19 protein-coding genes and 7 pseudogenes are annotated in these 21,195 nt (G+C 72.0%); 17 read left to right on the forward strand and 9 right to left on the reverse strand.

Annotated features, from left to right (window positions below):
• Positions 1-15: 15 nt before the first annotated feature.
• The 3 genes and pseudogenes from Q3Y56_RS00685 to Q3Y56_RS00695 all read left to right on the forward strand — a co-directional run bounded on the left by Q3Y56_RS00685 (position 16) and on the right by Q3Y56_RS00695 (position 2,947).
• Positions 16-903: a thioesterase II family protein gene (locus Q3Y56_RS00685; RefSeq protein WP_304460051.1), complete on the forward strand. Its 888-nt coding sequence runs from the start codon at positions 16-18 to the stop codon at positions 901-903.
• Positions 900-2,092, forward strand: a pseudogene (locus tag Q3Y56_RS00690) (alpha-hydroxy-acid oxidizing protein). Before Q3Y56_RS00685 ends, Q3Y56_RS00690 begins: the two are co-directional and overlap by 4 nt.
• A gap of 330 nt (positions 2,093-2,422) precedes the next feature.
• Positions 2,423-2,947: a hypothetical protein gene (locus Q3Y56_RS00695; protein WP_304460052.1), complete on the forward strand. Its 525-nt coding sequence runs from the start codon at positions 2,423-2,425 to the stop codon at positions 2,945-2,947.
• Between the two features lie 24 nt (positions 2,948-2,971).
• On the opposite strand, the pseudogene Q3Y56_RS00700 reads toward Q3Y56_RS00695, so the two are convergent.
• A pseudogene (locus Q3Y56_RS00700) lies at positions 2,972-3,942 on the reverse strand (SDR family NAD(P)-dependent oxidoreductase).
• Positions 3,943-3,997: 55 nt separating this feature from the next.
• On the opposite strand from Q3Y56_RS00700, the gene Q3Y56_RS00705 reads away from it, so the two are divergent.
• A complete protein-coding gene (locus Q3Y56_RS00705) occupies positions 3,998-4,420 on the forward strand; it encodes a MerR family transcriptional regulator (protein WP_304460053.1) in 423 nt (140 codons plus the stop codon).
• A gap of 45 nt (positions 4,421-4,465) precedes the next feature.
• On the opposite strand, the gene Q3Y56_RS00710 is transcribed toward Q3Y56_RS00705, so the two are convergent.
• A complete protein-coding gene (locus Q3Y56_RS00710) occupies positions 4,466-5,470 on the reverse strand; it encodes a GlxA family transcriptional regulator (RefSeq protein WP_304460054.1) in 1,005 nt (334 codons plus the stop codon).
• A 70-nt stretch (positions 5,471-5,540) separates the two neighbouring features.
• On the opposite strand from Q3Y56_RS00710, the pseudogene Q3Y56_RS00715 reads away from it, so the two are divergent.
• The 3 genes and pseudogenes from Q3Y56_RS00715 (at position 5,541) to Q3Y56_RS00725 (ending at position 8,768) form a co-directional block, all read left to right on the forward strand.
• Positions 5,541-7,003: pseudogene (locus tag Q3Y56_RS00715) on the forward strand (MFS transporter).
• Between the two features lie 284 nt (positions 7,004-7,287).
• Positions 7,288-8,346 carry a hypothetical protein gene (locus Q3Y56_RS00720; RefSeq protein WP_304460055.1) on the forward strand — a complete coding sequence of 353 codons (1,059 nt, stop codon included), beginning with the start codon at positions 7,288-7,290 and terminating at the stop codon, positions 8,344-8,346.
• 8 nt (positions 8,347-8,354) lie between these two features.
• The gene (locus tag Q3Y56_RS00725; protein ID WP_304460056.1) at positions 8,355-8,768 is read left to right on the forward strand and encodes a hypothetical protein; all 414 of its coding nucleotides are present in this window, start codon (positions 8,355-8,357) and stop codon (positions 8,766-8,768) included.
• A 59-nt stretch (positions 8,769-8,827) separates the two neighbouring features.
• Here the strand turns inward: Q3Y56_RS00725 and Q3Y56_RS00730 are convergent, their stop codons facing one another.
• Positions 8,828-8,974 carry a hypothetical protein gene (locus tag Q3Y56_RS00730; RefSeq protein WP_304460057.1) on the reverse strand — a complete coding sequence of 49 codons (147 nt, stop codon included), beginning with the start codon at positions 8,972-8,974 and terminating at the stop codon, positions 8,828-8,830.
• Positions 8,975-9,456: 482 nt separating this feature from the next.
• Between Q3Y56_RS00730 and Q3Y56_RS00735 the strand changes: the two genes are divergently transcribed.
• From Q3Y56_RS00735 to Q3Y56_RS00745, 3 genes and pseudogenes are all read left to right on the forward strand, one after another.
• Positions 9,457-10,122: a hypothetical protein gene (locus Q3Y56_RS00735; RefSeq protein ID WP_304460058.1), complete on the forward strand. Its 666-nt coding sequence runs from the start codon at positions 9,457-9,459 to the stop codon at positions 10,120-10,122.
• Between the two features lie 260 nt (positions 10,123-10,382).
• Positions 10,383-11,468, forward strand: a complete 1,086-nt coding sequence (locus Q3Y56_RS00740; protein WP_304460059.1) for a barstar family protein — start codon at positions 10,383-10,385, stop codon at positions 11,466-11,468.
• A 39-nt stretch (positions 11,469-11,507) separates the two neighbouring features.
• Positions 11,508-11,618 (forward strand): annotated as a pseudogene (locus tag Q3Y56_RS00745) (IS5/IS1182 family transposase); the annotation flags it as partial.
• Between the two features lie 12 nt (positions 11,619-11,630).
• On the opposite strand, the gene Q3Y56_RS00750 reads toward Q3Y56_RS00745, so the two are convergent.
• Positions 11,631-12,173, reverse strand: a complete 543-nt coding sequence (locus tag Q3Y56_RS00750; protein WP_304460060.1) for a GNAT family N-acetyltransferase — start codon at positions 12,171-12,173, stop codon at positions 11,631-11,633.
• 73 nt (positions 12,174-12,246) lie between these two features.
• Positions 12,247-12,891, reverse strand: coding sequence for a TetR/AcrR family transcriptional regulator (locus tag Q3Y56_RS00755; protein ID WP_304460061.1), 645 nt, complete (start codon positions 12,889-12,891; stop codon positions 12,247-12,249).
• A 161-nt stretch (positions 12,892-13,052) separates the two neighbouring features.
• On the opposite strand from Q3Y56_RS00755, the gene Q3Y56_RS00760 reads away from it, so the two are divergent.
• From Q3Y56_RS00760 to Q3Y56_RS00770, 3 genes are all read left to right on the forward strand, one after another.
• A complete protein-coding gene (locus Q3Y56_RS00760) occupies positions 13,053-13,613 on the forward strand; it encodes a dihydrofolate reductase family protein (RefSeq protein WP_304460062.1) in 561 nt (186 codons plus the stop codon).
• Positions 13,614-13,775: 162 nt separating this feature from the next.
• Complete coding sequence (locus tag Q3Y56_RS00765; protein WP_304460063.1) at positions 13,776-14,348, forward strand: dihydrofolate reductase family protein; 573 nt, start codon at positions 13,776-13,778, stop codon at positions 14,346-14,348.
• A 51-nt stretch (positions 14,349-14,399) separates the two neighbouring features.
• A complete protein-coding gene (locus Q3Y56_RS00770; protein ID WP_304460064.1) occupies positions 14,400-14,612 on the forward strand; it encodes a DUF4287 domain-containing protein in 213 nt (70 codons plus the stop codon).
• A 98-nt stretch (positions 14,613-14,710) separates the two neighbouring features.
• Here the strand turns inward: Q3Y56_RS00770 and Q3Y56_RS00775 are convergent.
• Both Q3Y56_RS00775 and Q3Y56_RS00780 read right to left on the reverse strand, forming a co-directional pair.
• Positions 14,711-14,821, reverse strand: a pseudogene (locus tag Q3Y56_RS00775) (IS5/IS1182 family transposase); the annotation flags it as partial.
• A gap of 292 nt (positions 14,822-15,113) precedes the next feature.
• Complete coding sequence (locus tag Q3Y56_RS00780; RefSeq protein WP_304460065.1) at positions 15,114-16,562, reverse strand: MFS transporter; 1,449 nt, start codon at positions 16,560-16,562, stop codon at positions 15,114-15,116.
• A gap of 169 nt (positions 16,563-16,731) precedes the next feature.
• On the opposite strand from Q3Y56_RS00780, the pseudogene Q3Y56_RS00785 reads away from it, so the two are divergent.
• The 3 genes and pseudogenes from Q3Y56_RS00785 to Q3Y56_RS00795 form a co-directional block, all read left to right on the forward strand.
• A pseudogene (locus Q3Y56_RS00785) lies at positions 16,732-16,806 on the forward strand (AsnC family transcriptional regulator); the annotation flags it as partial.
• A 365-nt stretch (positions 16,807-17,171) separates the two neighbouring features.
• Positions 17,172-17,357: pseudogene (locus tag Q3Y56_RS00790) on the forward strand (hypothetical protein); the annotation flags it as partial.
• A gap of 75 nt (positions 17,358-17,432) precedes the next feature.
• A complete protein-coding gene (locus tag Q3Y56_RS00795) occupies positions 17,433-17,723 on the forward strand; it encodes an Lrp/AsnC family transcriptional regulator (RefSeq protein WP_304465425.1) in 291 nt (96 codons plus the stop codon).
• Positions 17,724-17,918: 195 nt separating this feature from the next.
• On the opposite strand, the gene Q3Y56_RS00800 is transcribed toward Q3Y56_RS00795, so the two are convergent.
• Both Q3Y56_RS00800 and Q3Y56_RS00805 read right to left on the reverse strand, forming a co-directional pair.
• Positions 17,919-18,599: a DUF4232 domain-containing protein gene (locus tag Q3Y56_RS00800; protein WP_304460066.1), complete on the reverse strand. Its 681-nt coding sequence runs from the start codon at positions 18,597-18,599 to the stop codon at positions 17,919-17,921.
• 159 nt (positions 18,600-18,758) lie between these two features.
• Positions 18,759-19,826 (reverse strand): mechanosensitive ion channel family protein, encoded by a 1,068-nt coding sequence (locus Q3Y56_RS00805; protein ID WP_304460067.1) that lies wholly within the window; start codon positions 19,824-19,826, stop codon positions 18,759-18,761.
• 135 nt (positions 19,827-19,961) lie between these two features.
• Between Q3Y56_RS00805 and Q3Y56_RS00810 the strand changes: the two genes are divergently transcribed.
• Complete coding sequence (locus Q3Y56_RS00810; protein WP_304460068.1) at positions 19,962-21,116, forward strand: NAD(P)-binding domain-containing protein; 1,155 nt, start codon at positions 19,962-19,964, stop codon at positions 21,114-21,116.
• Positions 21,117-21,195 lie beyond the last annotated feature (79 nt).

A 21,195-nucleotide genomic window follows, 5' to 3' on the forward strand; every position in this document is an offset into this window, starting at 1 on the left:
CGGATTCCCCAGGTCATGACCGACAATCAGGCCGCCGCGGCGGCCACCGGTTCGACCCGGCCGGGCGGCGCCTCCCAGGGGGGCGCCGTCCGGCGGCCGGGTCAGTGGATACGTACGTTCCACCCGCGCCCCGGCAGCCGGGCCCGCCTGCTGTGCTTCCCGCACGCGGGCGGCCCCGCGATGGCGTTCACGTCGCTGTCCGCGGCGCTGCCCGAGGACGTCGAGCTGCTCGCCGTGCAGTACCCGGGGCGGCAGGACCGCAGGTCCGAGCCGTTCGCGGAGAGCGTCACGGCGCTTGCCCGGGGCGCGGTGGAGGCGCTGCGGGCGCAGGGCCACGACGACAAGCCGCTGTTCGTGCTGGGCCACAGCATGGGCTCCATCGTCGCCTTCGAGGCGACCCGCATCCTGGAGGCGGAGGCCCCGAAGAGCGCAGGGCCCGCGGTGGTCCGCCTGTTCGCCTCCGCCGCCGCGCCGCCCTCGGCCCGCTGGCACAGGAGCGGTGACGGCGAGGAGAGCGACGAGGCCGTCGTGAAGCACGTGCGGTGGCTCGGCGGCGTACCGGAGGCGCTCCTCGACGACGCGGAGACCGTCCGGGAGATGGTGCGTCTGCTGCGCGGCGACAACGAGGCGCTGCGCGGCTACCACTGCGCGGCCGGCGCCGCCGTGGCGGCGCCGCTGACGGCGCTGCTCGCCGACGACGACCCGAAGAACAGTGCGGAGGAGACGGGGGGCTGGGCCCGCCACACCACGGGCGAGTTCGCCGTGGAGACGACGCCCGGCGGCCACTTCTCGCTGACCGAGCGCGACTCCCCGGCCGTTGCGGTGCTCACCCGCCGCCTCCGCGAGGACCTGCACCGGCTCGCGACGGCGGCCGGCGGCGACGAACAGGCAGGCAGCGCATGACCGAAGCAGCGGGCGCGCCCCGCGCCCCCCGCGCCGAACTGGTGCGGCAGATCTATCTGGCCGGGATGGCGGGCGGCAAGCCCAAGCTGTCCACGGACCTGACGAGCCTTCAGGAGGCGGCGCGCGCGGTCCTCGAACCCCGCGCGTACGCGTACATCGCCGGTGACGCGGGCACCGGTGCGACGGGCCGCCGCAACCGCGCGGCGTTCGACCGCTGGCAGCTCGTGCCGCGCATGTGGCGGGGCGTCAGCGAGCGCGACCTGTCGGTGTCGGTGCTCGGACGGCGCCTTCCGGTACCGGTGCTGCTCGCGCCGGTGGCCGCGCAGACGGTGGCGCACCCCGAGGGCGAGCTGGCCTCGGTCCGGGCCGCCGCGGAGGTGGGTGTGCCGTTCGTGCTGTCCTGCTTCTCCTCGCACTCCATGGAGGACGTGGCGAAGGAGGCCGGGCCGGAGGCCCGCTGGTTCCAGCTGTACTGGCCGAACGACCGCGACGTCGCCGAGTCCCTCGTCCGCCGTGTCGAGGCGGCCGGGTACACGGCGCTCGTCGTCACGGTGGACAACCCACGTTCGGCTACCGGCCGAGCGACCTGGACGCCGGGTACATCCCGTTCGTGCACGGCGAGGGCATCGCCAACTTCACGAGCGACCCGGTGTTCCGATCCCAGCTGCCCGCGGACGGCGGCGACCTGGCTCCGATCGCGCACTGGGCGACGATCTCCTCCCATCCCACGCTCACGTGGGACGACCTGCCCTGGCTGCGGGAGCGCACGTCGCTGCCGATCCTCATCAAGGGCGTGCAGCACCCGGACGACGCCCGCAAGGCGCTCGCCGCGGGCGCGGACGGCTTCGTCGTGTCCACGCATGGCGGCCGCCAGCTCGACGGCGGCGTGGCCGCCCTCGACGCGCTGCCCGCGGTGCGGGCCGCCGTCGGCCCGGAGGTGCCGGTGCTGATGGACTCCGGCATCCGCACCGGCACGGACGTGGTCAAGGCCCTCGCGCTCGGCGCTGACGCCGTCCTGCTCGGCAGGCCGTACCTGTACGGTCTCGCCCTGGACGGCCGGGCGGGCGTCGAGCACGTCCTGAACTGCCTGCTCGCGGACCTGGACCTGGCGATGGCGCTGACCGGCTGCCGGTCGGTCGCGGAGGTCACCCGGGACCTGGTGACCCCGGAGGGGCCGCTGCCGTACTGAGTTCTCCGCACGAAGAACCGGCCCGGGTCTCCCCTGTGGGGAGCCCCGGGCCGGTCACTTCCGGAGCCGGGTGCCTCGGCAACCGTTCAGCCTGCTGTCGGCCGTCTCGCGCCTCACCCGCCGACTGGCGCCACCTTCGCACCAGTCGCTGACCTGCACATTCGCGATTCCATCCACGCCATGACGCCATTGGCGGCACAGATAGCGCCACACAGGCTCGCCATGGCGCCATAGGTGTGCCATGATGGCGGCACGGGCAGCGCACCCCTCCGGCCTCGCAGGCCGAGGGGTGCGCGTTTCGCGGAGTGAGCCATCAAAGGGGTCGGGGTCATGGAGACAGCGCAGAGTCGGCAGCAGGCGGCACCCGGAACCTTCACCGCCTTCGCCCGCTTCGTGCTCTGCGGCGGCGGGGTGGGGCTCGCCTCCAGCTTCGCCGTGGCGGGCCTCGCCTCCTGGATTCCCTGGATCCTGGCCAACGCCCTGATCACCGCGGTCTCCACGCTCCTCGCCACCGAGTTGCACGCCCGCTTCACCTTCGGCGCGGGCGGGCGCGCGACCTGGCGCCAGCACGCGCAGTCGGCCGGGTCCGCGGCAGTCGCGTACGCGGTGACCTGCGTGGCGATGCTCGTCCTGCACCAACTGGTGGCGGCGCCCGGTGCGGTGCTCGAGCAGGTCGTCTACCTGTCCGCCTCCGCACTCGCCGGTGTCGCGCGGTTCGCGGTGCTGCGCCTCCTCGTCTTCACGCGGAACCGCTCGCAGGCCGCGGCCACCGTCCGCGCCGCCCGTCCGGTGCACACGACCGTGGCCCGCGCCTCGGCCCCGGCCGACCCCGCGGTGCTCTGCCAGGCCGCCTGACCGCTCCGCCGGAAGTGCGTGGGCTCAGTGACTGATCGGGGTGGCGCCTGTCGCCGTGACGGACAGGTCCCACAGCCGTGCGGCCGCGCCGGGGTTGATGGCGTACTCGCGAACGCCGCCGTCATCCATGGGCGTGTCGGGGCAGAGACGCGCGCGACGTCGCAGTCCTCCAGGTAGAGGCCGCCGCGACCGTCGAGGAGCGGGGACGTGGCGGCCCACAGGCCGGTGGCGGCGCCCTGGGAGGGGGTCTTGAAGTCGGTGCCGATCACCTTGCCGTGCCCGTCCACCCAGCCACGTTCGATCTGCTCCTGAAGCGTCATCTCTCGCTGGAGACCAGTGATGATCTTTCCCGGGTGGAGAGCGAACGCCCGGACGCCGTCGTTGCGCCCGAGGGCGTCGAGTTGCACGGCGAACAGGGAGTTCGCGGTCTTGGCCTGGCCGTAGGCCAGCCACTTGTCGTAGCCGGTACGGAAGTGCGGGTCGTGCCAGCGGATGTCGGTCAGGGTGTGTCCGGCAGAGCTGTTCACGACGACGCGCGCGCCGTCGGCGGCGGCCAGGAGCGGGTAGAGCTCGCAGGCGAGTGTGAAGTGTCCGAAGTGGTTGGCGGCGAGCTGGCCTTCCCAGCCGGGTCCCACGCGCCGCTCCGGGGTGGCCATGACGCCGGCGACGGCCATCAGGACGTCGACCTTGCCGGCGGAGTCGCTGATCTGCGCGGCCGCGGCGCGCACGCTGTCCAGGTCTGCCAGGTCCATGGGGATGACGTCGCAGTCCGCCACATCCGCGAGTGCGGCACGGGCGATGCCCGGTCGACGGGCCGGAACGATGACCTGGGCCCCGGCGGCCGCCAGGCCCCGGGTGGTTTCCCGACCGAGTCCGGCGTAGCCCCCGGTGACGACGGCGGTCACGCCGGACAGGTCGAGGTCGGCCATGACGTCCTCGACGGTGCTGGTGGCAGAGAAGGGCGAGCCAAGCGGCTGCTGATGAGTGGTGGTCATGCCGACGACGCTACGATCTAGAGCGAGGTCTAGATCAAGCCGTAGGCTGGGCGGCATGGCGACTCCCGAGACCCATGTGGAGCCACTGAGCATCGGCGAGGTGGCCGAGCGGACCGGACTCAGCGTGCATGCACTGCGCTTCTACGAGCGCGAGGGCCTGCTGGTCGGACCGGTCCGGCGCACCACGGGCGGCCGGCGGCGGTACACCGCGTTCGACGTGGACTGGTTGCTGATCTGCGTCAAGCTGCGTGAATCCGGTATGCCGCTCGCCGACCTCAAGCGGTTCGCCGAACTGGTGCGGCACGGCCCGGGCAACGAGGCGGAACGCCTGCGGCTCCTCGACACCCATCGGCAGCGCGTCGACGCGCAGATCCAGGCGCTGGAGGAGTGCCGTTCCGTCATCGCCTGGAAGGTCGGCGTCTACGCTGAGCACCTCGCCCGCGGCGAGGCCGGCGGCCTCTGGGACCCGACGGCCTGAGGCGAGTACGGACGGCCGCGCGTCGGCCTGGAGCCGCGGTGCCGATCACGACATGGCGGTGGACGCCCGCGCCACTCTGGAAGGCGCCAGGCGGCTGAACTGGGTGCGGTAGGCGCTGGGGGTGAGGCCGGTGCGCCGCGCCAGGTGGTTGCGCAGGGAGTCCGCGGTGCCGAGGCCGCAGGAGCGGGCCACCTGGTCCATCGGTAGCGTCGTCGTCTCCAGCAGTTCCTTCGCTCGTTCGATGCGCTGGTGCAGGAGCCATTGCAGCGGGCTGACGCCACTCTCGGCGTGGAAGCGGCGGGTGAGGGTGCGGACGCTGACGCCCGCGTGCCGGGCCAGGTCGGTGAGGGTCAGTGGCTGGTCGAGCCGCTGCATCACCCATCCCCGGGTGTCCGCGCAGGCGTTGCCGCGCTCGGGCGGGAGCGGCGTCTGGGTGAACTGGGTCTGGCCGCCGGGCCGTACGGGGGCGACCAGCGCGGCGCGAGCCACACGGTTGGCGATGGCGGCGCCGTAGTCGGTGCGGATGATGTGCAGGCACAGGTCGATCCCCGCGGCGTAGCCGGAGGACGTCATGACCGTCCCGTCCTGGACGTACAGGACGTCGCCCTTGAGGTCGAGCGCGGGGTAGCGGTTGCGCAGTTCTTCGGCGAGCTCCCAGTACGTGGTGGCGCTGCGTCCCTCCAGCAGCCCCGCCTCGGCGAGCACGAACGCGCCGCTGCAGATCGAGGTGATCCGCTTGCCCGCGGCGGCGGCCTCGCGGACCGCGGCGACGGTCAGCGGGTCGGGCTCGAAGCGATGGCCGGTGCCGGCGACCAGCACGGTGTCGGCGTCGTGCACGGCGTCCAGTCCGCGCTCGACCTCCAGCGAGAGGCCGCCGGTGGTGGCGATCCGGCCGGGCACCGGCGTGCAGACGATCACCTCGTAACCCGGTCGCCCGTCCACCGCGGCCTTCTCGAAGAGCATCTCGGGGATGGCGAGGTTGAACATCGACACGGGGGACGGGGCGATGACGGCGACACGGTGCGCTCGGTGCGGCTGCGCCTGCGGCATGGCCAGAACCTCCGGTTGTATGGCATTCAGGCCACTACTGTAGGCCGCTGGAGATCGCCAGAGTGAAGGCATGGCAACGGACCACATCACCGAGACCAGTCAACTCCCTGCAGAGCGAGGAGAATCGCCCGCCGGCTCGCGTCGGCCGTCTCCCCGCCTGACCCTGGCTGCCGCCCTGCTGGGCTTCACGCTGACCTGCCTCGACGCGTCCGTGGTGAATGTGGCGCTGCCCTCGATGGGCTCCTCGCTGGGCGGCGGGACCGCGGGGCTGCAGTGGGTGGTGGACGCGTACACCCTCGCGTTCGCCGCGCTGATGCTGTCCACCGGCGCCTTGTCCGACCGGGCGGGTGCCACCCGGACCTACGCGCTCGGCGTCACGGTGTTCGCCCTCGCCTCCGCGGCCTGCGGTTTCGCCCCGAACCTGCCGGTCCTGATCGGGGCCCGGGTGGTGCAGGGCGTCGCGGCCGCCGTGATGCTGCCCGCCTCGCTCGCCCTCGTACGCCAGGCGTACCCGGACGACGCCGCCAAGCGGGCGCGCGCCGTGGCGCTGTGGACGGCCGGAGGCTCGGCGGCCGTCGCGGTCGGCCCGGTCGCGGGCGGGGTGCTGACCACCGCGTGGGACTGGCGTGGGATCTTCTTCGTCAACCTGCCGCTGGCGGTACTGGCCCTCGCCCTGCTGGTCCGCGCGCCGAGGTCGGAGCGCCGGCCCGCGCCCCTGGACGTGCCAGGGCAGCTGACCGCCGTCGTCGCCTTGGCGGCCTTGGCCTTCGCGGTGATCGAGGGCGGCCCGGCGGGGCTGGCCGCGCTGGCCGTCGCCGTCGCCACGGGCGCCGCGTTCCGGCGGATCGAGACACGCCAGCCGCATCCGGTCGTCCCGCTGGGGCTGTTCCGCAACCGCACCGTGGCGATCACGGTCGCGGCAGGCGCGGCGGTCAGCGTCGCCTTCTACAGCATGGTCTTCGTCTTCAGCCTCTTCCTCCAGCAGGTCCAGGACCGTTCGGCGCTGTCGGCCGGACTGATGTTCCTCCCCATGACGGGCGTGATCGCGGTGACCAACGTCGTCGCGGGCAAGCTCGGCGCCCGCTTCGGGCCGCGCCTGCCCATGCTCGTGGGCCAGCCGCTCGCGGCGGCCGGGCTGCTCCTCCTGCTCCGCGTAGACGGCGAGACCCCGCACTCCTGCTGGCCTTCCTCCTGGTCCCGCTGTCGCTCGGCTGCGCGCTGACGGTGCCGCCGCTGACCACCGCGATGATGGACGCGGTCCCCGCCGAGCGCGCCGGCCTCGCGGCGGGCGTGCTCAACGCCGCCCGCCAGGTCGCCGGCGGCCTGGGCATCGCCGCCTTCGGCGCCCTGGTCGCGGAGGACTTCATGACGGGGATGCGGGTGAGCCTGCTGATCAGCGCCGGACTGCTGACGATGACCGGGATGGCCACGGCGTGGATGCGGACAGGCGCGGCGGCACACGTGGGAGCGGTGCGCCGAGGGCTGCCGGCGCCGCCGCCCAGGGGTGGTGACGAAACGCGCCCTCTGCAGTGACGAAGCATGGTGATGTGACAGTGCCCAGCGCAGCACGCGTGGCGAGGGGGCCGAGACCCCCGTCCTCGGCCCCCTCGCCACGTGCCTTGGTACCTACCGGACTGGCAAGAGATCAGCAGTCCGGGGCCTTCTTCGCGTTCAAGGTTCTCCTCGACATCGCGTCCTGACAGTGGTGGCGCCGGCGCGGCTGAGCGCACAGCTTGGCCAGTACGTCGTTCAGCAGGGGCAGCGCGGACGTCGAGGCGACTGGTCCCCGGCCGCGCGGGCCTTGAGAAGATCGCTCCATGGCGCACAAGGATGATCAGCTGACACGGGTCGCGTTCGGCGTGTCGGTGGCGACGGACGCGGCTCGCGCCGATGCCCTGCGGCTGCTCGAAGCCGACACCGCTCTGCACGCGGAGTGGATTGCGGGGCTCGCCATGAACAGCGCGGCACCGGACGAGGTGCTGCGGCGCGTCTTCACGGTCGACCCGCTGCCCGACCCCCAGGACTGGCTCGCCTATCGCAAGCTGTCGCCCAAAGCGGCGAGGGCCGCCGTCACGCACCCCGCCCCGTGTGTCCGTAAGATCCTCGCCGAGAATCCGTACCTGCCGCCGGATGCGCTCGCCGTGCTGGCCGAGGATCCCGACCCGAAGGTGCGACGCGTCGCGTTGGTGACGGCGTGGGAGTACGACGTCGCATTGCCGACAGAGCTGACCGTGCGACTCGCCACTGACCCGGAGCCCCGGCTGCGGTACTTCGCCACCGGGCTGCGCGGCCTGCCGGACGAGACGCTGCTGTCGCTGGCCGAGGATCCCGACCCCCGCGTCCGGGCCGCCGCCATCGACTCCTGGAGCTGGCCGAGACTGCGCCCGGAGGTTCAGGCCGCGGCCTGGGCCGACCCCGATCCGCAGGTGCGCAAGGCGGTCGAACGCGCCACCCACGTCGACGTACCCCTTCCGACGACGGTTGAGGACTTCCTCGCCGAGACGGACGAACGCCGCCGCCGCGACGCCGCGTCCACCGCACCCGTCGACGCGGCCCTGGCCGCGCTCCTCGTGACCCACGAGGACGGTTCGATACGTCACGGGGCCGCCCGCAACCCACACGTACCCCAGGCACTCGCCCTCCCCCTGGCCGCCGATCCCGAGCCTTCCGTCCGTCTCGCCGTGTCCCTGCGCGCGGATGTGACCGAGGAGCAGCGGGCGGCGATCGAGTACACCGTGCCCCCGGCCGCGATCCGGTGCCCGCCTGGGTGGAGGAACGCTTCGGCGATCCGGATGCGCTGCGGGAGATCGCGGCCTCCAGCCACGTCCTGCTGCGCCGGGGCGTCACGTGCGCACCGGAGCTGCCCGCCGATGTGATCGAGCGGTTGGCAGCCGACGACGACTACTACGTCAAGCTGATGCTCTGCGAGAACGACCATGCCCCGCACGAGCTGCTCGTGGCGATGTTCGCCGACTGGAAGGGGCTGAGCTGGGGCACGCTGGCGTACCGCCGCAATTTCGCGCGCCCCGGCCTGGCCCGGTTCGCGGACGACCCGAACTACCGGCTGCGGTATGCGGCCACCTTCGACCCGCGGGCCGAACCGGAACTCGTCGAACGGCTCTCCCACGACGCGGAGGACATGGTCCGCCGCCATGCGGCGACCGACCCGCGCCTGCCCCGCCCAAGGCTCGTCGAACTGCTCGGGGGTGACGGGATGCCACGAGCGGCGGCCCGCAACCCCGCACTACCCGCCGAGCTCATGCACCAGCTGCTCGATGTCGCGGGCGTCGAGCGCTGAGAGATGCCGAGCGGCAGGCGGTGTGGCATCACCGGCCTCCCTCCGCCCGGTGGCGGGGCTCAGACGTCCGGGTGCGCCTCGGCCTTCAGCGACCACGAACTGCCCGTGCAGCCGGACGGCAGCGGCGGGAAACGGTGGCCCTTCACATCGGTGCTCCAATGGTGGCCGGCCCCGCAGTCGCACTCGTAGATCCCGCTCGCGGGCACGATCTAGCCCGGATGCCACGATGTCTTCTCCTGGCTCATGCCCCAGGTCTACGACGCCGACCGCCGTTCCGTGACCCGAGCGCCGCCGACGCCGAGGACCCGGCTCCCTGCCCTACGGCCACCGCGGGGAAGACACCCCGCGCCCCCGAGCGTTCGGGGACGGCGCTGCCGGAGGTGCGGGATGATCCGCCAACCGAGTCAGGGCGGGAATGGCCCTTGCCGAGCCGACAGCGCCGCTCCACGTGGCGGCTTGCCGCAGGTGTGCGGCCTGCTCACCTTTTCCGCCGGCCACGGTCCGGATGGAAAGCGCGATGTGGTCGTCGAGCGTGACCTGCCGCCGCTGTCGAGTGGCGACCTCGGGGCGCCGGCTGCTGACCGCCGTCTCGGGCCTTGCCCGTACGGGCAGGTGAGTATCAGTACCTACGTCTGGTGAGCGGCCGCGCGGATCCGGGCGGAGCCGCGTCCCCCGTACGGTCCGGTGCATGAGTGGAAGTGAGAAGCCCGCGATATCGGGACTGAAGGCGGCAGGCATCGGCTGTGCGGCGATGGTGCTGCTGCCGGTGCTGTTCATCCTGGGGCTGATCATCACCTACTCGGCCCAGCGAGCGACGCCCGAGGACTACCCCGAGGTGAAGCCCGAGGCCATGGCCCGTCGCCTCGGGGGCTACTCCCAGGACGCGTACGCCGCCCTCGGCATCGACCGCGTCCTGGACCCCGCCGGAGAGGGCATGCGCGAGGACGACGAGAACAGCCTGAGCAACGACTACTGCTACCCCACGGGCCTGGAGAGCATGGCCGATGAACCCGAGGAGGGCGCCTACAAGATGCGCCACTCCTGGACGCTTCAGGACGTGGGCAAGGACCAGGGTCTGACGGCAGTGCGACGGCTGCACGCCCACCTGAAGGACTCCGCATGGCGCGTCACGGAGTACGGCCGCGACGACGAGTACCAGGAATGGAGGGTCAGCGCCGAGCGCGACGGCGGCTACCACGTCCACGTCGCCTGGTCGGCGAGAGACCAGCGGCTGGACGGCGGCGCCAGCGCGCCGTGCGCCTACGACCCCGACTGGCCCGAGGCGGGGTCGTCCTCCGACCTCCCCGACACGGGGACGCCGTCCCCGCCCCTCACCCCGAACCCGGCGGCGTAGACGCAGCTCGGCCGCCACCGGCAGCACGCTTTCGGAGCCCGGAGGAGTAGGGAGGCCTGGGATCGTCGAGCAAGCAGCGGCACCAGGGTCACACGCGGGTCCTCCACCGACTGGTCGAGGCGGACTACCGGAGTCTCCACAAGGGGAACGTGGCGCGGTTGGAGCTGACTGCTCGTGGCGCTGCTGTTCGCCGGTCAGCGAACCCGCGGCGGATACTCGGCTGTACGCCGGTCTTGATTCCCACCGGGCATGATTCCACCGTGCATGAGGACAGGGAGCATGGCGGGCAGGCGCGTTACGCGCTGACGGAGACGGAGCACGGCCACGTCTGGGGCGTGTGCGCCGAAGCGGACGGACTGTTCGGGGAGCTCCGGCGCGGGACGTACGAACTGTTCGGCTGGGTTCCGGAAGGGGCCGAGGTCCGCGGCTGGGCCGGCAGCCGGGTGTGGTTGGTGCCGGAGGACGTGGCACTTGGGCCCTGGCTCCTGGAGGACGCGGAGAGCCTTGGACGGCCCCCAGGGGCGGACGGTCTCGTGCTGACCGGTCTGGACGACTACGAAGGCCCGCCCGAGGGGCATCGGGGTTCGGTGCGCGTCCACGACGGGCACCGGTGGCTGGGTTCCTGCCGGGAATTCGCCCGTGTCGTGCCGCCCGAGCAGGTCGCGCTCCCGCTCGTCCTGCGTGGACTCGCCCAGAGTGAGGAGTTGCGGCGTGCACTGATGAAGGGCACCCGGCGGGCGCTGGACTTGGAGGAGGCTTCCCTGGAGATACGGGACGATCGAGGCGAGCCGCTCACCGAGCGACTGCTGCGGGCCACCATCCGCGCCTGGCACCCGTCCGTTCTCGGGGCGGATCTGATCGACCTGGAGCTCGACGGCAGACTCTTCACACCGGTCCCGGAACACGCGCGGCCGATCTGGGAGCGATGGCTCGTCGGGCCGCCGGACGAACCCGGCGCCTGGGCCGGCCTCGACACCCGACAGCGCGGGACATGGCTGGACCTCGTCCAGGAGCGGGCCTGCCGGCGCGCGCACCGGGACCGGCCGGCCGGTCACGCGTATGAACTCGACGGCCGGCACATCACCGACGTCCCCGGCCTCTACCTGGCGCTCGGCGAGGCGGTGAACGGGCCGGGCGGCTACTTCGGCGGCTGCCTGGACGCCCTTGACGACTGCCTACGCGGCACCTTCGGCTACACGGCCCCCGCAACCTTGCTCTGGCGAAACGCCGCGACCGCGCGCGAGCACCTTTCCCGCGCCCTGACGCCGGACGGCCGGCCGTACGACCTGTTCGCCGAAGTCCTCGACGTCCTGGCGGAGGGCGGCATGCGCGTCACCCTGGCGTGATCCGGGATTCCGCGAAGACCCCCGCAGGCGAGAAGCCGGCCGCAGTTCGAGGTCGTGCTGGGCCGCATCCGGGTGCCCCAACTGGGGTGCGGCAGGCCCCGCGTGCGCCCGCGACGGGTGCGGGCGGACAAGCCGTACGTGTCCCGCAAGTCGTTGCCGCCATCAACGAGTGGTTGTGACGTACTGGTCCGACGACAACTCGAACACCCGTACTCGCCGACCGCAGGCGGGATTGACGGTCTCACGGACCGGATGCATCCCCAATTTGGTCATGATCCGTTCGGAGGCGTCGTTGCCTACTTGAGTGATGCTGACGATCCGCTCCAGCCCTCGCTCTTCGAACCCGAACCGTACAGCGGCCGCAGCGGCCTCGGTGGCCAAGCCCTGCCCCCAGTGGGAACGCCCCAGCCGCCAGCCGACCTCAACCGCCGGCAGTACCTCAGGCAAGAAGTGGGGCACCGAAAGGCCGGTGAACCCGGCCAGCTCGCCAGTGGACCGGATCTCCACGGCGAACAGGCCGAAGCCCTGTGACTCCCACTCGCTCTCCCACGCCTGGATCCCGCCGCGAGTCTGCTGTTCGTCACGGACGCTGCCGTCACGGATCCACCGCATGACCTCGGGGTCGGCATTGACGGCAGCCATGGGCGCAACGTCTTCCTCGCGCCAGCGACGCAGGATCAAACGGGGAGTCTCAAGCGTGACCATCCGATCATTCTGGATCACCAATGGGCTCTCCGCCATCCTCACCAGGCACTTTCGATACACGCCTGTGGTGGGGTCAGATGCCGCGTTCGATCATGTCGATGAGGTGCTGGCCGGCGTCGTGGGCCTGGGTGGGGTGCAGGCCGCGGAGGGGGCCGTCGATGAGGAGGACGGCGAGTCCGTGGACGGCGGACCAGGCGAGGAACTCGGCGCCGGGGCGGCGGTCCTCGGGCAGCAGGCCGTTCTCCACGAGGCCGTCGAGGGCGGTGCCGAGCAGTTCGAAGGGGGTCTTGCCGCCGGGGCCTGCGGCGGTGTCGGCGGCGGCGTGGGCCATGTCGCCGGGAACGTGGAAGGCGGTCCGGAACAGGCCCGGCTCCTCCTGCGCGAAGCGGAGGTAGCCGGTGCCGACGGCCCGGAAGCGGGCGCGGGCGGCGGCCGCCGGGTCCTCGGCGGGCGGCAGGGCGGCCTGTTCCGCCTCCATGGTGCGGGCGACGTGGGCCATGGCGGCCTGGGAGACGGCGTGCAGCAGGGCGCCCCGGTCGGCGAAGTGCCGGTAGGCAGCGTTCGGGACGACCCCGGCCCGTCGGGTGGCCGCGCGCAGCACGACCGCCTCGGGACCGCCCTGGCGGGCGAGTTCGAGACCGGCTTCGATCAGTGCGTTGCGGAGGTCGCCGTGACGGTAGGTGTCCCGCTTCGGCTTGCCGTTCCCGGTTGCCGTCACGGCTACCACCTCCAATGTGGACAGCATCCACTTAGATCGTCTAGGCTCCTGCATGTTCGCTCGGGGGTGCGGATCGCCGTATCCCTCGAATGTGGACATCGTACACAAGGGGTGGTCGCCGACCGCCCGGACGTGCTTTCATCAGGGGGATTCCGCTTCTCATGGGCAAGATCACGCACTTTGTGCACCAGTCGCTGGACGGCTTCATCGAGGGACCGAACGGCGAGTTCGACTGGCCCCGGATGGACAGCGAACTGTCCGCCTACTCGCAGGCTCTCACCACGGGTGCCGATATCTTCCTGTACGGCCGCAAGGTGTGGGACATGATGTCCGGCTTCTGGCCCCGCGCCGAGGAGTTCTCCACCCACGAGCACGACCTCGCATTCGCGCCCGTCTGGCGCCAGGCGTCCAAGGTCGTCGTCTCCTCGACACTGACCGAGGCCGACTGGAACACCCGCGTCATCAACACCGACGTCGTCGAGCAGCTCACCGCCCTCAAGAACAGCGGCGCGCACCTACTGCTGTTCGGCGGCGCCACGCTGGCCGGCTTCCTGACCGAGCACCAACTGATCGACGAGTACCAGATCTTCGTGCACCCGGTCGTCCTCGGCGGCGGCAAGCGCGCCTTCACCACCCCACAGCAGCGGTTCGACCTCACCCTGACCGAGACCAGGACCTTCGACTCCCAGGTGGTCCTCCTCCGTCACGGACGGGCCGACTAGACCGCTCGCTCAAGCCGCCCCGACAGGCGGGCGGCGACCGATGAGTTTCGCTGTGGTCAGCAGTCAGAGATCACAGCGGGTGCGCCGCGGCAGCGCGTGTGATCGAAGCGTGCACCGGCTGAACCTTCCGTACCCAGACACGAGATACCGAGGAACCTTACGATGCGTACCCTGATCAGCACCGCCTTCATCTCGCTCGACGGCGTCGTGGAGGCCCCGGGCGGCGAGCCCGGCTACCGGAACTCCGGATGGACCTTCAAGGACATGGAGTTCCTTCCCGAGGCGTTCGAGATCAAGGGCCGGGAGCAGAAGGAAGCCACCGCGATGCTGCTGGGCCGGACCAGCTACGAGGCGTTCAGCCCGGTGTGGCCGGACATGGCGGACTTCGCCGACTACAAGGTGATGCCGAAGTACGTCGTCTCCACCACCCTCACCGACGACGACCTGGTGGCGAACTGGGGCGAGACCACGATCCTGCGCTCGCTCGACGACGTCGCCGCACTGAAGGAAACCGAGGGCGGCCCGATCATCCTCCACGGCAGCGCCTCCCTCAACCAGGCCCTCTCGGACGCCGGCCTGATCGACCGCTACCACCTCCTCGTCTTCCCGCTCCTCCTCGGCGCGGGCAAGCGCCTGTTCAGCGCCACCGACAAGGACACCCAGAAGCTGAAGCTCGTCGAGCACGAGGTGTACGCCAACGGCCTGCAGAAGAACGTCTTCGACGTCGTCCGCTGACGAGGCTCCCGCACCCGAAGTACACACACGGACAGAAGGACAGAACCCGACATGACCGCCACGCCGAAAGGCCCTGCCAGCTACTTCCCCTCGATCGAGAAGAAGTACGGCCGCCCGATCACGGAATGGAAGGATCTCATCCGCTCCTCACCCCTGACCAAGCACATGGAACTCGTCACCTGGCTGAAGACCGAACACGGTCTGGGGCACGGCCACGCCAACGCTCTGGTCGCCCATACCCTCGCCGAAGACGCCGGCAAATGAACCACCCCCGGTGGGAACTCGTCGCACGGGGGCCCGGCGGTCACGGACGAAGCCAGGGCCGGATCGCGGCGACGGTAGGTTCGCCGGTCAAACCCGCACGGTCGGCCGCCCCCGCTGCCACGGCGCCGGCGATTGACCCGCTGGTTCTTCGGCTCGGGGATGGTGTGCTTGATCTGCCGACGGCGCAGGTAGCGGCGATTGCGGCGTGAGCGAACCTTGACCATCCGCGGGGCGTCACCTCACTGCCCGGGGGGGGTGTTGTGAGCATGAGGCCATCGCGCGTTCGTCCGGTCCGGAGAAGTCTCCGACGAGATGCGTGTCGTCGGCCGGCACGAAGGACTCGACCATGGCTTTGAACTGGTGCAGGTAGTCACGGGCGAAGGCAGGGTCGTAACCCAGCTCGCTCCAGCGGTGGCGGCTCAACGCGAGTGCGGTGGCGCGCAGGACGAAGTCCTTCGACCGGGCACGCCTCCGCGGAGTCGTGCCCCACGCGTCAGGTCGTCAGCGGCGGGTGGGGCGCGCGGTCATCGCCGCGGCCGCGACCGCCGTCGCGGCCAGGATCGCCGCGGCCGCCCCCAGCGCGTACTGGGCCGCGGTGCGCGCGCTGCCGGCCGCCCCCAGGTAGACGCCGCCGATGACCGCGACGCCGAGTGTGCCACCGAGTTGCTGGACGGCGTTGAGCAGGCCCGCGGCCGAGCCGGTCTCCTGCGGGCCGACGCCGCTCAGCGCGGTGCTGAAGAACGGCGGGGTGAACAGGCCGGTGCCCAGTCCGGCGACGGCGAGGGCGGCGGGCAGCGCGGCCGGGTAGCCGGCGGGGCCCGCGGCGCGGTACGCGAGGACGGCGGCTGCCAGGCCGATCGCGAAGACGGCGATGCCGGTGTGCATGATGCGTGTCCCGTATCGCGGGACCAGGTGGGTGCCGGCCGCCCAGGAGCCGATCGCCAGTCCGGTGGACCACGGCAGCAGGGTGAGTCCCGCGGTGAGCGGACCGTCGCGGAGGCCGAGTTCGAGGTGCAGCACGACGGTGATCATGACGCCGTTCATGACGGCGAAGAACAGCGTCGAGGTGGCCAGCGCGGCGGGGAACGCCCGGCCGCGCAGCAGGGCCGGTTCGATCAGCGGGGCGTGGCCGCGGCGGGCGGTGCGGCGCTGGTGGGCGACGAACACGCCCAGGACCGCCATGCCCGCGGCGGCGACGGCCCACGCGGCGGGCGCGGGGTTTCCGGTGGCCAGCGGCACCACGATCAGGGCGGTGCCGAGCATCGCGAGGACGGTGCCGACCGGGTCGAGACGAGGCCGTGCCGGTGCGCGGTCCTCGGTCAGATACGGAGTCGCGGCCAGGACGGCGGCGGCCAGGGGGAGGTTGACGAGGAAGACCGCGCGCCACGAGGAGCCGAGCAGGTCGGCGTGGGTCAGGACGCCGCCGAGAACCGGTCCCAGGACCGCGGACAGGCCCATGACGGGGCCGATCATGCCGAGCGCCCGGGTGAGTTCGTCGCCGTCGTACATGGCGCGGATCAGCCCGAACGTCTGCGGGATGATCGCGGCCGCGGCGGCGCCCTGCACGGCGCGCAGCGCGATCAGCGTCACGGCGCCGGGTGCGAGCGCGCAGGCCAGGGAGGCGGCGGCGAACGCGATGACGCCGATGCGGAAGACCCGTTTGCGGCCGGCGATGTCGCCGAGCCGGGCGCCGGTCAGCAGGCCGAGGGCGAACGCGAGGGTGTAGGAGGCGCTGAACCACGGGATGGTGGCCGGTGCTCCACCGAGGTCGGTGTGGATGACGGGACCGGCGACCTGGACGATCGTGGCGTCGAGGAGGTTCATCGCCTCGGCGGTCAGCACGGCGGCCAGGGCGAGCCCGCGGCGACCGGACGCGGGCGGGGCGGCGGCGGTGGTGGGCTGGGCGCGGTCGGCGGTGCGATGCGTGGTGCGGTTCGTGGTGCGGGACATGGGTCTCCCCGGGACGGCACGGGCGTGTCGGTGGTGGCCGGGCCGCGGACGGCGGAGTCGCCGTGCGGCAGGCGGCCGGTGACCACCGTGCCGCCCACTCCCCATACACTTCCATCTCCCCGACTGTCATCGGTGATTACTTCCATCAAGGTCGGCTAGTTTGGCGAATATGCTCGTACTGGATGATCTGGATCGGAGCCTGATCCATGCCCTGCAGGTGGACGCCCGGGCACCGTTCACGCTCATCGCCGACGTCCTCGGCTGCTCGACGCAGACCGTGGTCCGCCGCTACCGACGGCTGTACGCGCAGGCCGGGCTGCGCGTGGTCGCCCTGCCCACGCCCCGCAGCTCCGGCGCGCACCAGTGGTTCGTGCGGCTGACCGCCGCGACGCGCAGCGCGCACGACATCGCGCTGGCGCTCGCCCGCCGCCCCGACACCTCCTGGGTACGGCTGACTTCCGGCGGCACGGAGATCGTCGCGATCATCCACACCGCGCCCGCGGGCCCGGACGCGCACGCGCTGCTGCTGCGCGACATCCCCCGCACAGCCGGGATCACCGCGGTGTCCGCGCACTACCTGCTGCACACCTACCTGGGCGGGCCGACCGCGTGGCGCGGACGGGTGGACGCCCTGGACGCGGGCCAGGAGGCGCGGCTGCGCGCCGCGACCGGCGCCCCGGACACCCCCGATGCCGCGGCCCCGAGGCCCCCGCGTACCTCCTCACCGACGCGGACCGTCTGCTGCTGTCCGCGCTGCGCGAGGACGCTCGCCTCAGCTACGCGGACCTGGCCGCCGCGACCGGCACCACCGCGTCCACGGCAGCCCGCCGACTGGCCGAACTGCGGGCGCGCGGCGCGATGTTCTTCGATGTGGACATCGATCCGGCGCTGGTGGGCGTGACGGTGTCCGCGCTGCTGTGGATGCAGGTGGCGCCCGCGCACCTGGACGCGGTGGCGACGGAGTTGGCCGGACATGAGGAGCTCGCGGTGGTCGCGGCGACGACCGGCCCGACGAACCTGGTCGCGCACGCGCTGTGCCGGGACGCGGAAGCCCTGCACCACTACCTGACGCGGCGGGTGGCGTGGGACACGGTCACGCGGATCGAGACGGCACCGGTGCTGCGCACCTACAAGGCGGCGACGACGCTACGCGCGGTCTGACCCCGGCCGCCGACACCACGCGCGCTGCGGTCGCCGGCCTTGCGGGCCTGCGCGGCGCGCCCGTCGCGGGCTGCGGTGAACTCCTCGGGCCGCAGGGCGTAGAGCTCGTCGGCGAGTCGGGGTCCGGTACGAAGGGACCCCGCAGCAGCCGCTTCCTTCCCTACGGCGTACACCGTCTGGCCCAGGGCGGAGTGATCAGTAGGTGAGCGCGTCCTCGGCGGTGCCGAAGAAGCTGGTGACCTGGCCGTCGTTGACCGTGACGGGGCCATCGTTGATCGGCACCGTCGTGGGGCTCTCGGCAGACGTGAGCGCGACCTCCACCTTGTCGGCGGCCTTGCCGCCCTCGGTGTCGGCGCGCGAGAACATGATCCCGGCATAGGCGCTCTCGCCGGCCTTCAGGATCCAGTCCTTGCCCTCGGGTCCCACGTGCTCGGCGGCGCCGTCGAGCCCCGGAATCGTGATCGCCAGCTCGTTTGCCGGCAGCACACAGGGGTCGCTGCCCTTGTTGGTCGCGGTCAGCAAGGCGTGGTTGACGGGCTTGGATGCGACGGTGACGTTGTAGCTCAAGTCGGCCGTCTCGCACATGCCCACGCCTCCGTCCTGGCCGTCGTCGGCCCCGGCCCCGGGCTTCGACGACGGCGGGGTGCTGCCACCGCTGTCGGAGGAACCCCCGCTGGTTCTGCCACCGTTACTCGGTCTGGCCGTGGAGGGCGTGTCGGAGCCCTTGTCCGCACCCGCGGCGGACGAGCTCGCTGCCGCGCCCGGAGCGGCCTTGTCCTTCTCGGCGTCGTCGTTGCATGCGGTCAGCGCCAGGACGCCGAGCGAGAGAGCGGCGAGTACCGCGGTGGTGCGGCGTGAACGGGCTGCGTAAGCCATGGGAACCCCCAGGAGTCGGAATTTCCCGATGATCCTGCCTTATGGGGGCGATACTTCCGCCCGCTCACACCGAGTAGGAGCCGTTTGCGAACAGGTCTGTGACACTCCGACAGTGGGGGTGCGCGCCTCTGGCTTTGTACGCAGGCCGGGACTGACGGCCTAGGCCACCTCGGCGTGTGCGGCATCCTTCCGCGCCGTCCTGGGCGCGGGTGCCGTGGCGAGGCGCGGCAGCGCGTAGGGGTGCTCCTCGCGCAGCCAGCCGATCAGTTGCTCCCGTACCTCGCAGCGCACCGTCCAGGCGTCGTCGGCGTCCCGCGCCGTGACGAGGGCGCGTACCTGGATGGTGCTGGGCGTGGTGTCGGTGACGGCGAGTCCCCAGTCACGGCCGTCCCACGCCGGGGACGCTCGGAGGATCTCGTGCAGCTTCTCGCGCATCGCCTCCATGGGCGCGGCGTGGTCGAGGTGGAGGAAGACCGTGCCGGTCTTCTGTGTGCCGCCGCGTGACCAGTTCTCGAAGGGCTTGCTGGTGAAGTACGACACCGGCATGGTGATCCGGCGCTCGTCCCAGGTCCGGACGGACAGGAAGGTCAGGGTGATCTCCTCGACCGTGCCCCACTCGCCGTCCACCACCACCGTGTCGCCGATCCGCACCATGTCGCCGAACGCGATCGACAGCCCCGCGAACATGTTCCCGAGCGTGGACTGAGCGGCGATTCCGGCCACGATGCCGACGATGCCCGCGGAGGCCAGCATGGAGGTGCCGAAGGCGCGCAGCGCGGGCAGGGTCAGCAGTATCGCCGACCCTGCCACCACCCCGACCACCGCTGTGACCACCCGCTGGATCAGCGTCACCTGCGTCCGCACGCGGCGCACCCGTGCCGGGTCCCGGGCTCCGGCCGCGTAGCGCGAGTACGTGGACTCCACCACGGCCGCCGAGGCGCGGACCGCGAGCCAGGCCGCGGCGGCGATCAGGACGAGTGTGAGGATTCGACCAATGCCCACGGCGTGGCCCTCGGCGAGGTGTGTCTTGTCGTACGAGCCGCGCAGCGCCGCCGTGCAGACCAAGGCCCGCAGCGGCGGTCCACAGCGGCGCAGCAGACCCCACAGCGGAGTCTCGGGGTGCCGGGCGTCGGCGCGGCGCAGCAGTCGGTCGGCCACCCAGCCGACGAGCAGTGTGATCACGAGCGAGGCGCCGACGACGATGAGCGGACGCGTCACGTCCTCCATGAACGTCCTCCTTCCTGTCAGGCTTGGCGCACAGCGGGGTCCTGTGCGTGACGTGGCACGAAGTGCACGTACCCGGTATGCGCGGAGGGCAGCCGGGCAGGTTGGGAGGGGAATGCGACCCGGCGGACCGGGAAGATGCCGCGCACTGCCGTAGTTAGTAGAAGCGTGAACGACATAGTCGCGGTGCGCGAAGTGGACGTCGTCGTCGTGGGAGCCGGGCAGGCGGGGCTGTCCAGCGGCTACCACCTGCGACGGGCGGGGTACGAGCCGGGGACGGGCTTCGTGGTGCTCGACCACTCCCCCGCGCCCGGCGGAGCCTGGCAGTTCCGGTGGCCGTCGCTCACGTACGGCAAGGTGCACGGGATGTACGACCTGCCGGGGATGCGGCTGACCGGCGCCGATGAGGACCGTCCCTCGTCGGAGGTCATCGGCGCCTACTTCGAACGCTACGAGCGCGCCTTCGACCTCCGCGTGCGACGCCCGGTCGACGTCACCGCCGTACGCCCCATCGGCAACAGCGACGGCAACGGCGACAACGGTGGTGGGCGGCTGCTCGTCGAGACCGCCGGCGCCGGAGCATGGGCGGCACGCGCGCTGATCAACGCCACCGGGACGTGGGACCGGCCCTTTTGGCCGCGCTACCCCGGGCAGGAGAGCTTCCGCGGGCGCCAGCTGCACACCGCGCAATACCCCGGACCGGAGGAGTTTGCGGGTCAGCGGGTGATCGTCGTCGGTGGCGGGACCTCCGGCGTGCAGCACCTGCTGGAGATCGCCGAGGTCGCGGCGGAGACGACCTGGGTGACACGCCGCCCGCCGCTCTTCCGTACCGGACCGTTCGGCCAGGAGCAGGGGCGGGCCGCCGTGGCGCTGGTCGAGGAGCGGGTGCGGCGCGGGCTGCCGCCGCAGAGCGTCGTGTCCGTGACCGGGCTGCCGATGACGGAGGCGATGGAGCGGGCCCGCGCCGCCGGGGTGCTCGACCGGCAGCCGATGTTCGAGCAGATCACCCCGACCGGCGTCGCATGGGCCGACAGGCGGGCCCTCGACGCCGACGTGATCCTCTGGGCCACCGGATTCCGCCCCGCCATCGCCCACCTCGCTCCGCTAGGGCTGCGCGAGGTGGGCGGCGGCATCGCCGTCGATGGCACCCGAGCGGTCCGCGACCCCCGCGTCCACCTGGTCGGATACGGGCCGTCCGCCAGCACGGTCGGAGCGAACCGCGCCGGGCGCGCGGCCGTACGCGAGATCAACGCCCTCCTCTGGTCCAGGCGGCCCGTGCGGCAGGCGTCGTGACCGCGTGACCGGCGGACTCGCGGAGCTGAGGGGTCTGCTGAGCGGCATTCAGCCGCTGCGGCAGTATGAGCCCTCGGGC

Source organism: Streptomyces sp. XD-27, assembly GCF_030553055.1.
GTDB lineage: Bacteria > Actinomycetota > Actinomycetes > Streptomycetales > Streptomycetaceae > Streptomyces.

Bases quoted from the DNA above. Each gene is read 5' to 3' on its own strand.
- Q3Y56_RS00685 (WP_304460051.1), top strand. From the start codon at position 16: ATGACCGACAATCAGGCCGCCGCGGCGGCCACCGGTTCGACCCGGCCG.
- Q3Y56_RS00695 (WP_304460052.1), top strand. From the start codon at position 2,423: ATGGAGACAGCGCAGAGTCGGCAGCAGGCGGCACCCGGAACCTTCACC.
- Q3Y56_RS00705 (WP_304460053.1), top strand. From the start codon at position 3,998: ATGGCGACTCCCGAGACCCATGTGGAGCCACTGAGCATCGGCGAGGTG.
- Q3Y56_RS00710 (WP_304460054.1), bottom strand. From the start codon at position 5,470: ATGCCGCAGGCGCAGCCGCACCGAGCGCACCGTGTCGCCGTCATCGCC.
- Q3Y56_RS00720 (WP_304460055.1), top strand. From the start codon at position 7,288: ATGGCGCACAAGGATGATCAGCTGACACGGGTCGCGTTCGGCGTGTCG.
- Q3Y56_RS00735 (WP_304460058.1), top strand. From the start codon at position 9,457: ATGAGTGGAAGTGAGAAGCCCGCGATATCGGGACTGAAGGCGGCAGGC.
- Q3Y56_RS00750 (WP_304460060.1), bottom strand. From the start codon at position 12,173: ATGGTCACGCTTGAGACTCCCCGTTTGATCCTGCGTCGCTGGCGCGAG.
- Q3Y56_RS00760 (WP_304460062.1), top strand. From the start codon at position 13,053: ATGGGCAAGATCACGCACTTTGTGCACCAGTCGCTGGACGGCTTCATC.
- Q3Y56_RS00765 (WP_304460063.1), top strand. From the start codon at position 13,776: ATGCGTACCCTGATCAGCACCGCCTTCATCTCGCTCGACGGCGTCGTG.
- Q3Y56_RS00770 (WP_304460064.1), top strand. From the start codon at position 14,400: ATGACCGCCACGCCGAAAGGCCCTGCCAGCTACTTCCCCTCGATCGAG.
- Q3Y56_RS00780 (WP_304460065.1), bottom strand. From the start codon at position 16,562: ATGTCCCGCACCACGAACCGCACCACGCATCGCACCGCCGACCGCGCC.
- Q3Y56_RS00800 (WP_304460066.1), bottom strand. From the start codon at position 18,599: ATGGCTTACGCAGCCCGTTCACGCCGCACCACCGCGGTACTCGCCGCT.
- Q3Y56_RS00805 (WP_304460067.1), bottom strand. From the start codon at position 19,826: ATGGAGGACGTGACGCGTCCGCTCATCGTCGTCGGCGCCTCGCTCGTG.
- Q3Y56_RS00810 (WP_304460068.1), top strand. From the start codon at position 19,962: ATGCCGCGCACTGCCGTAGTTAGTAGAAGCGTGAACGACATAGTCGCG.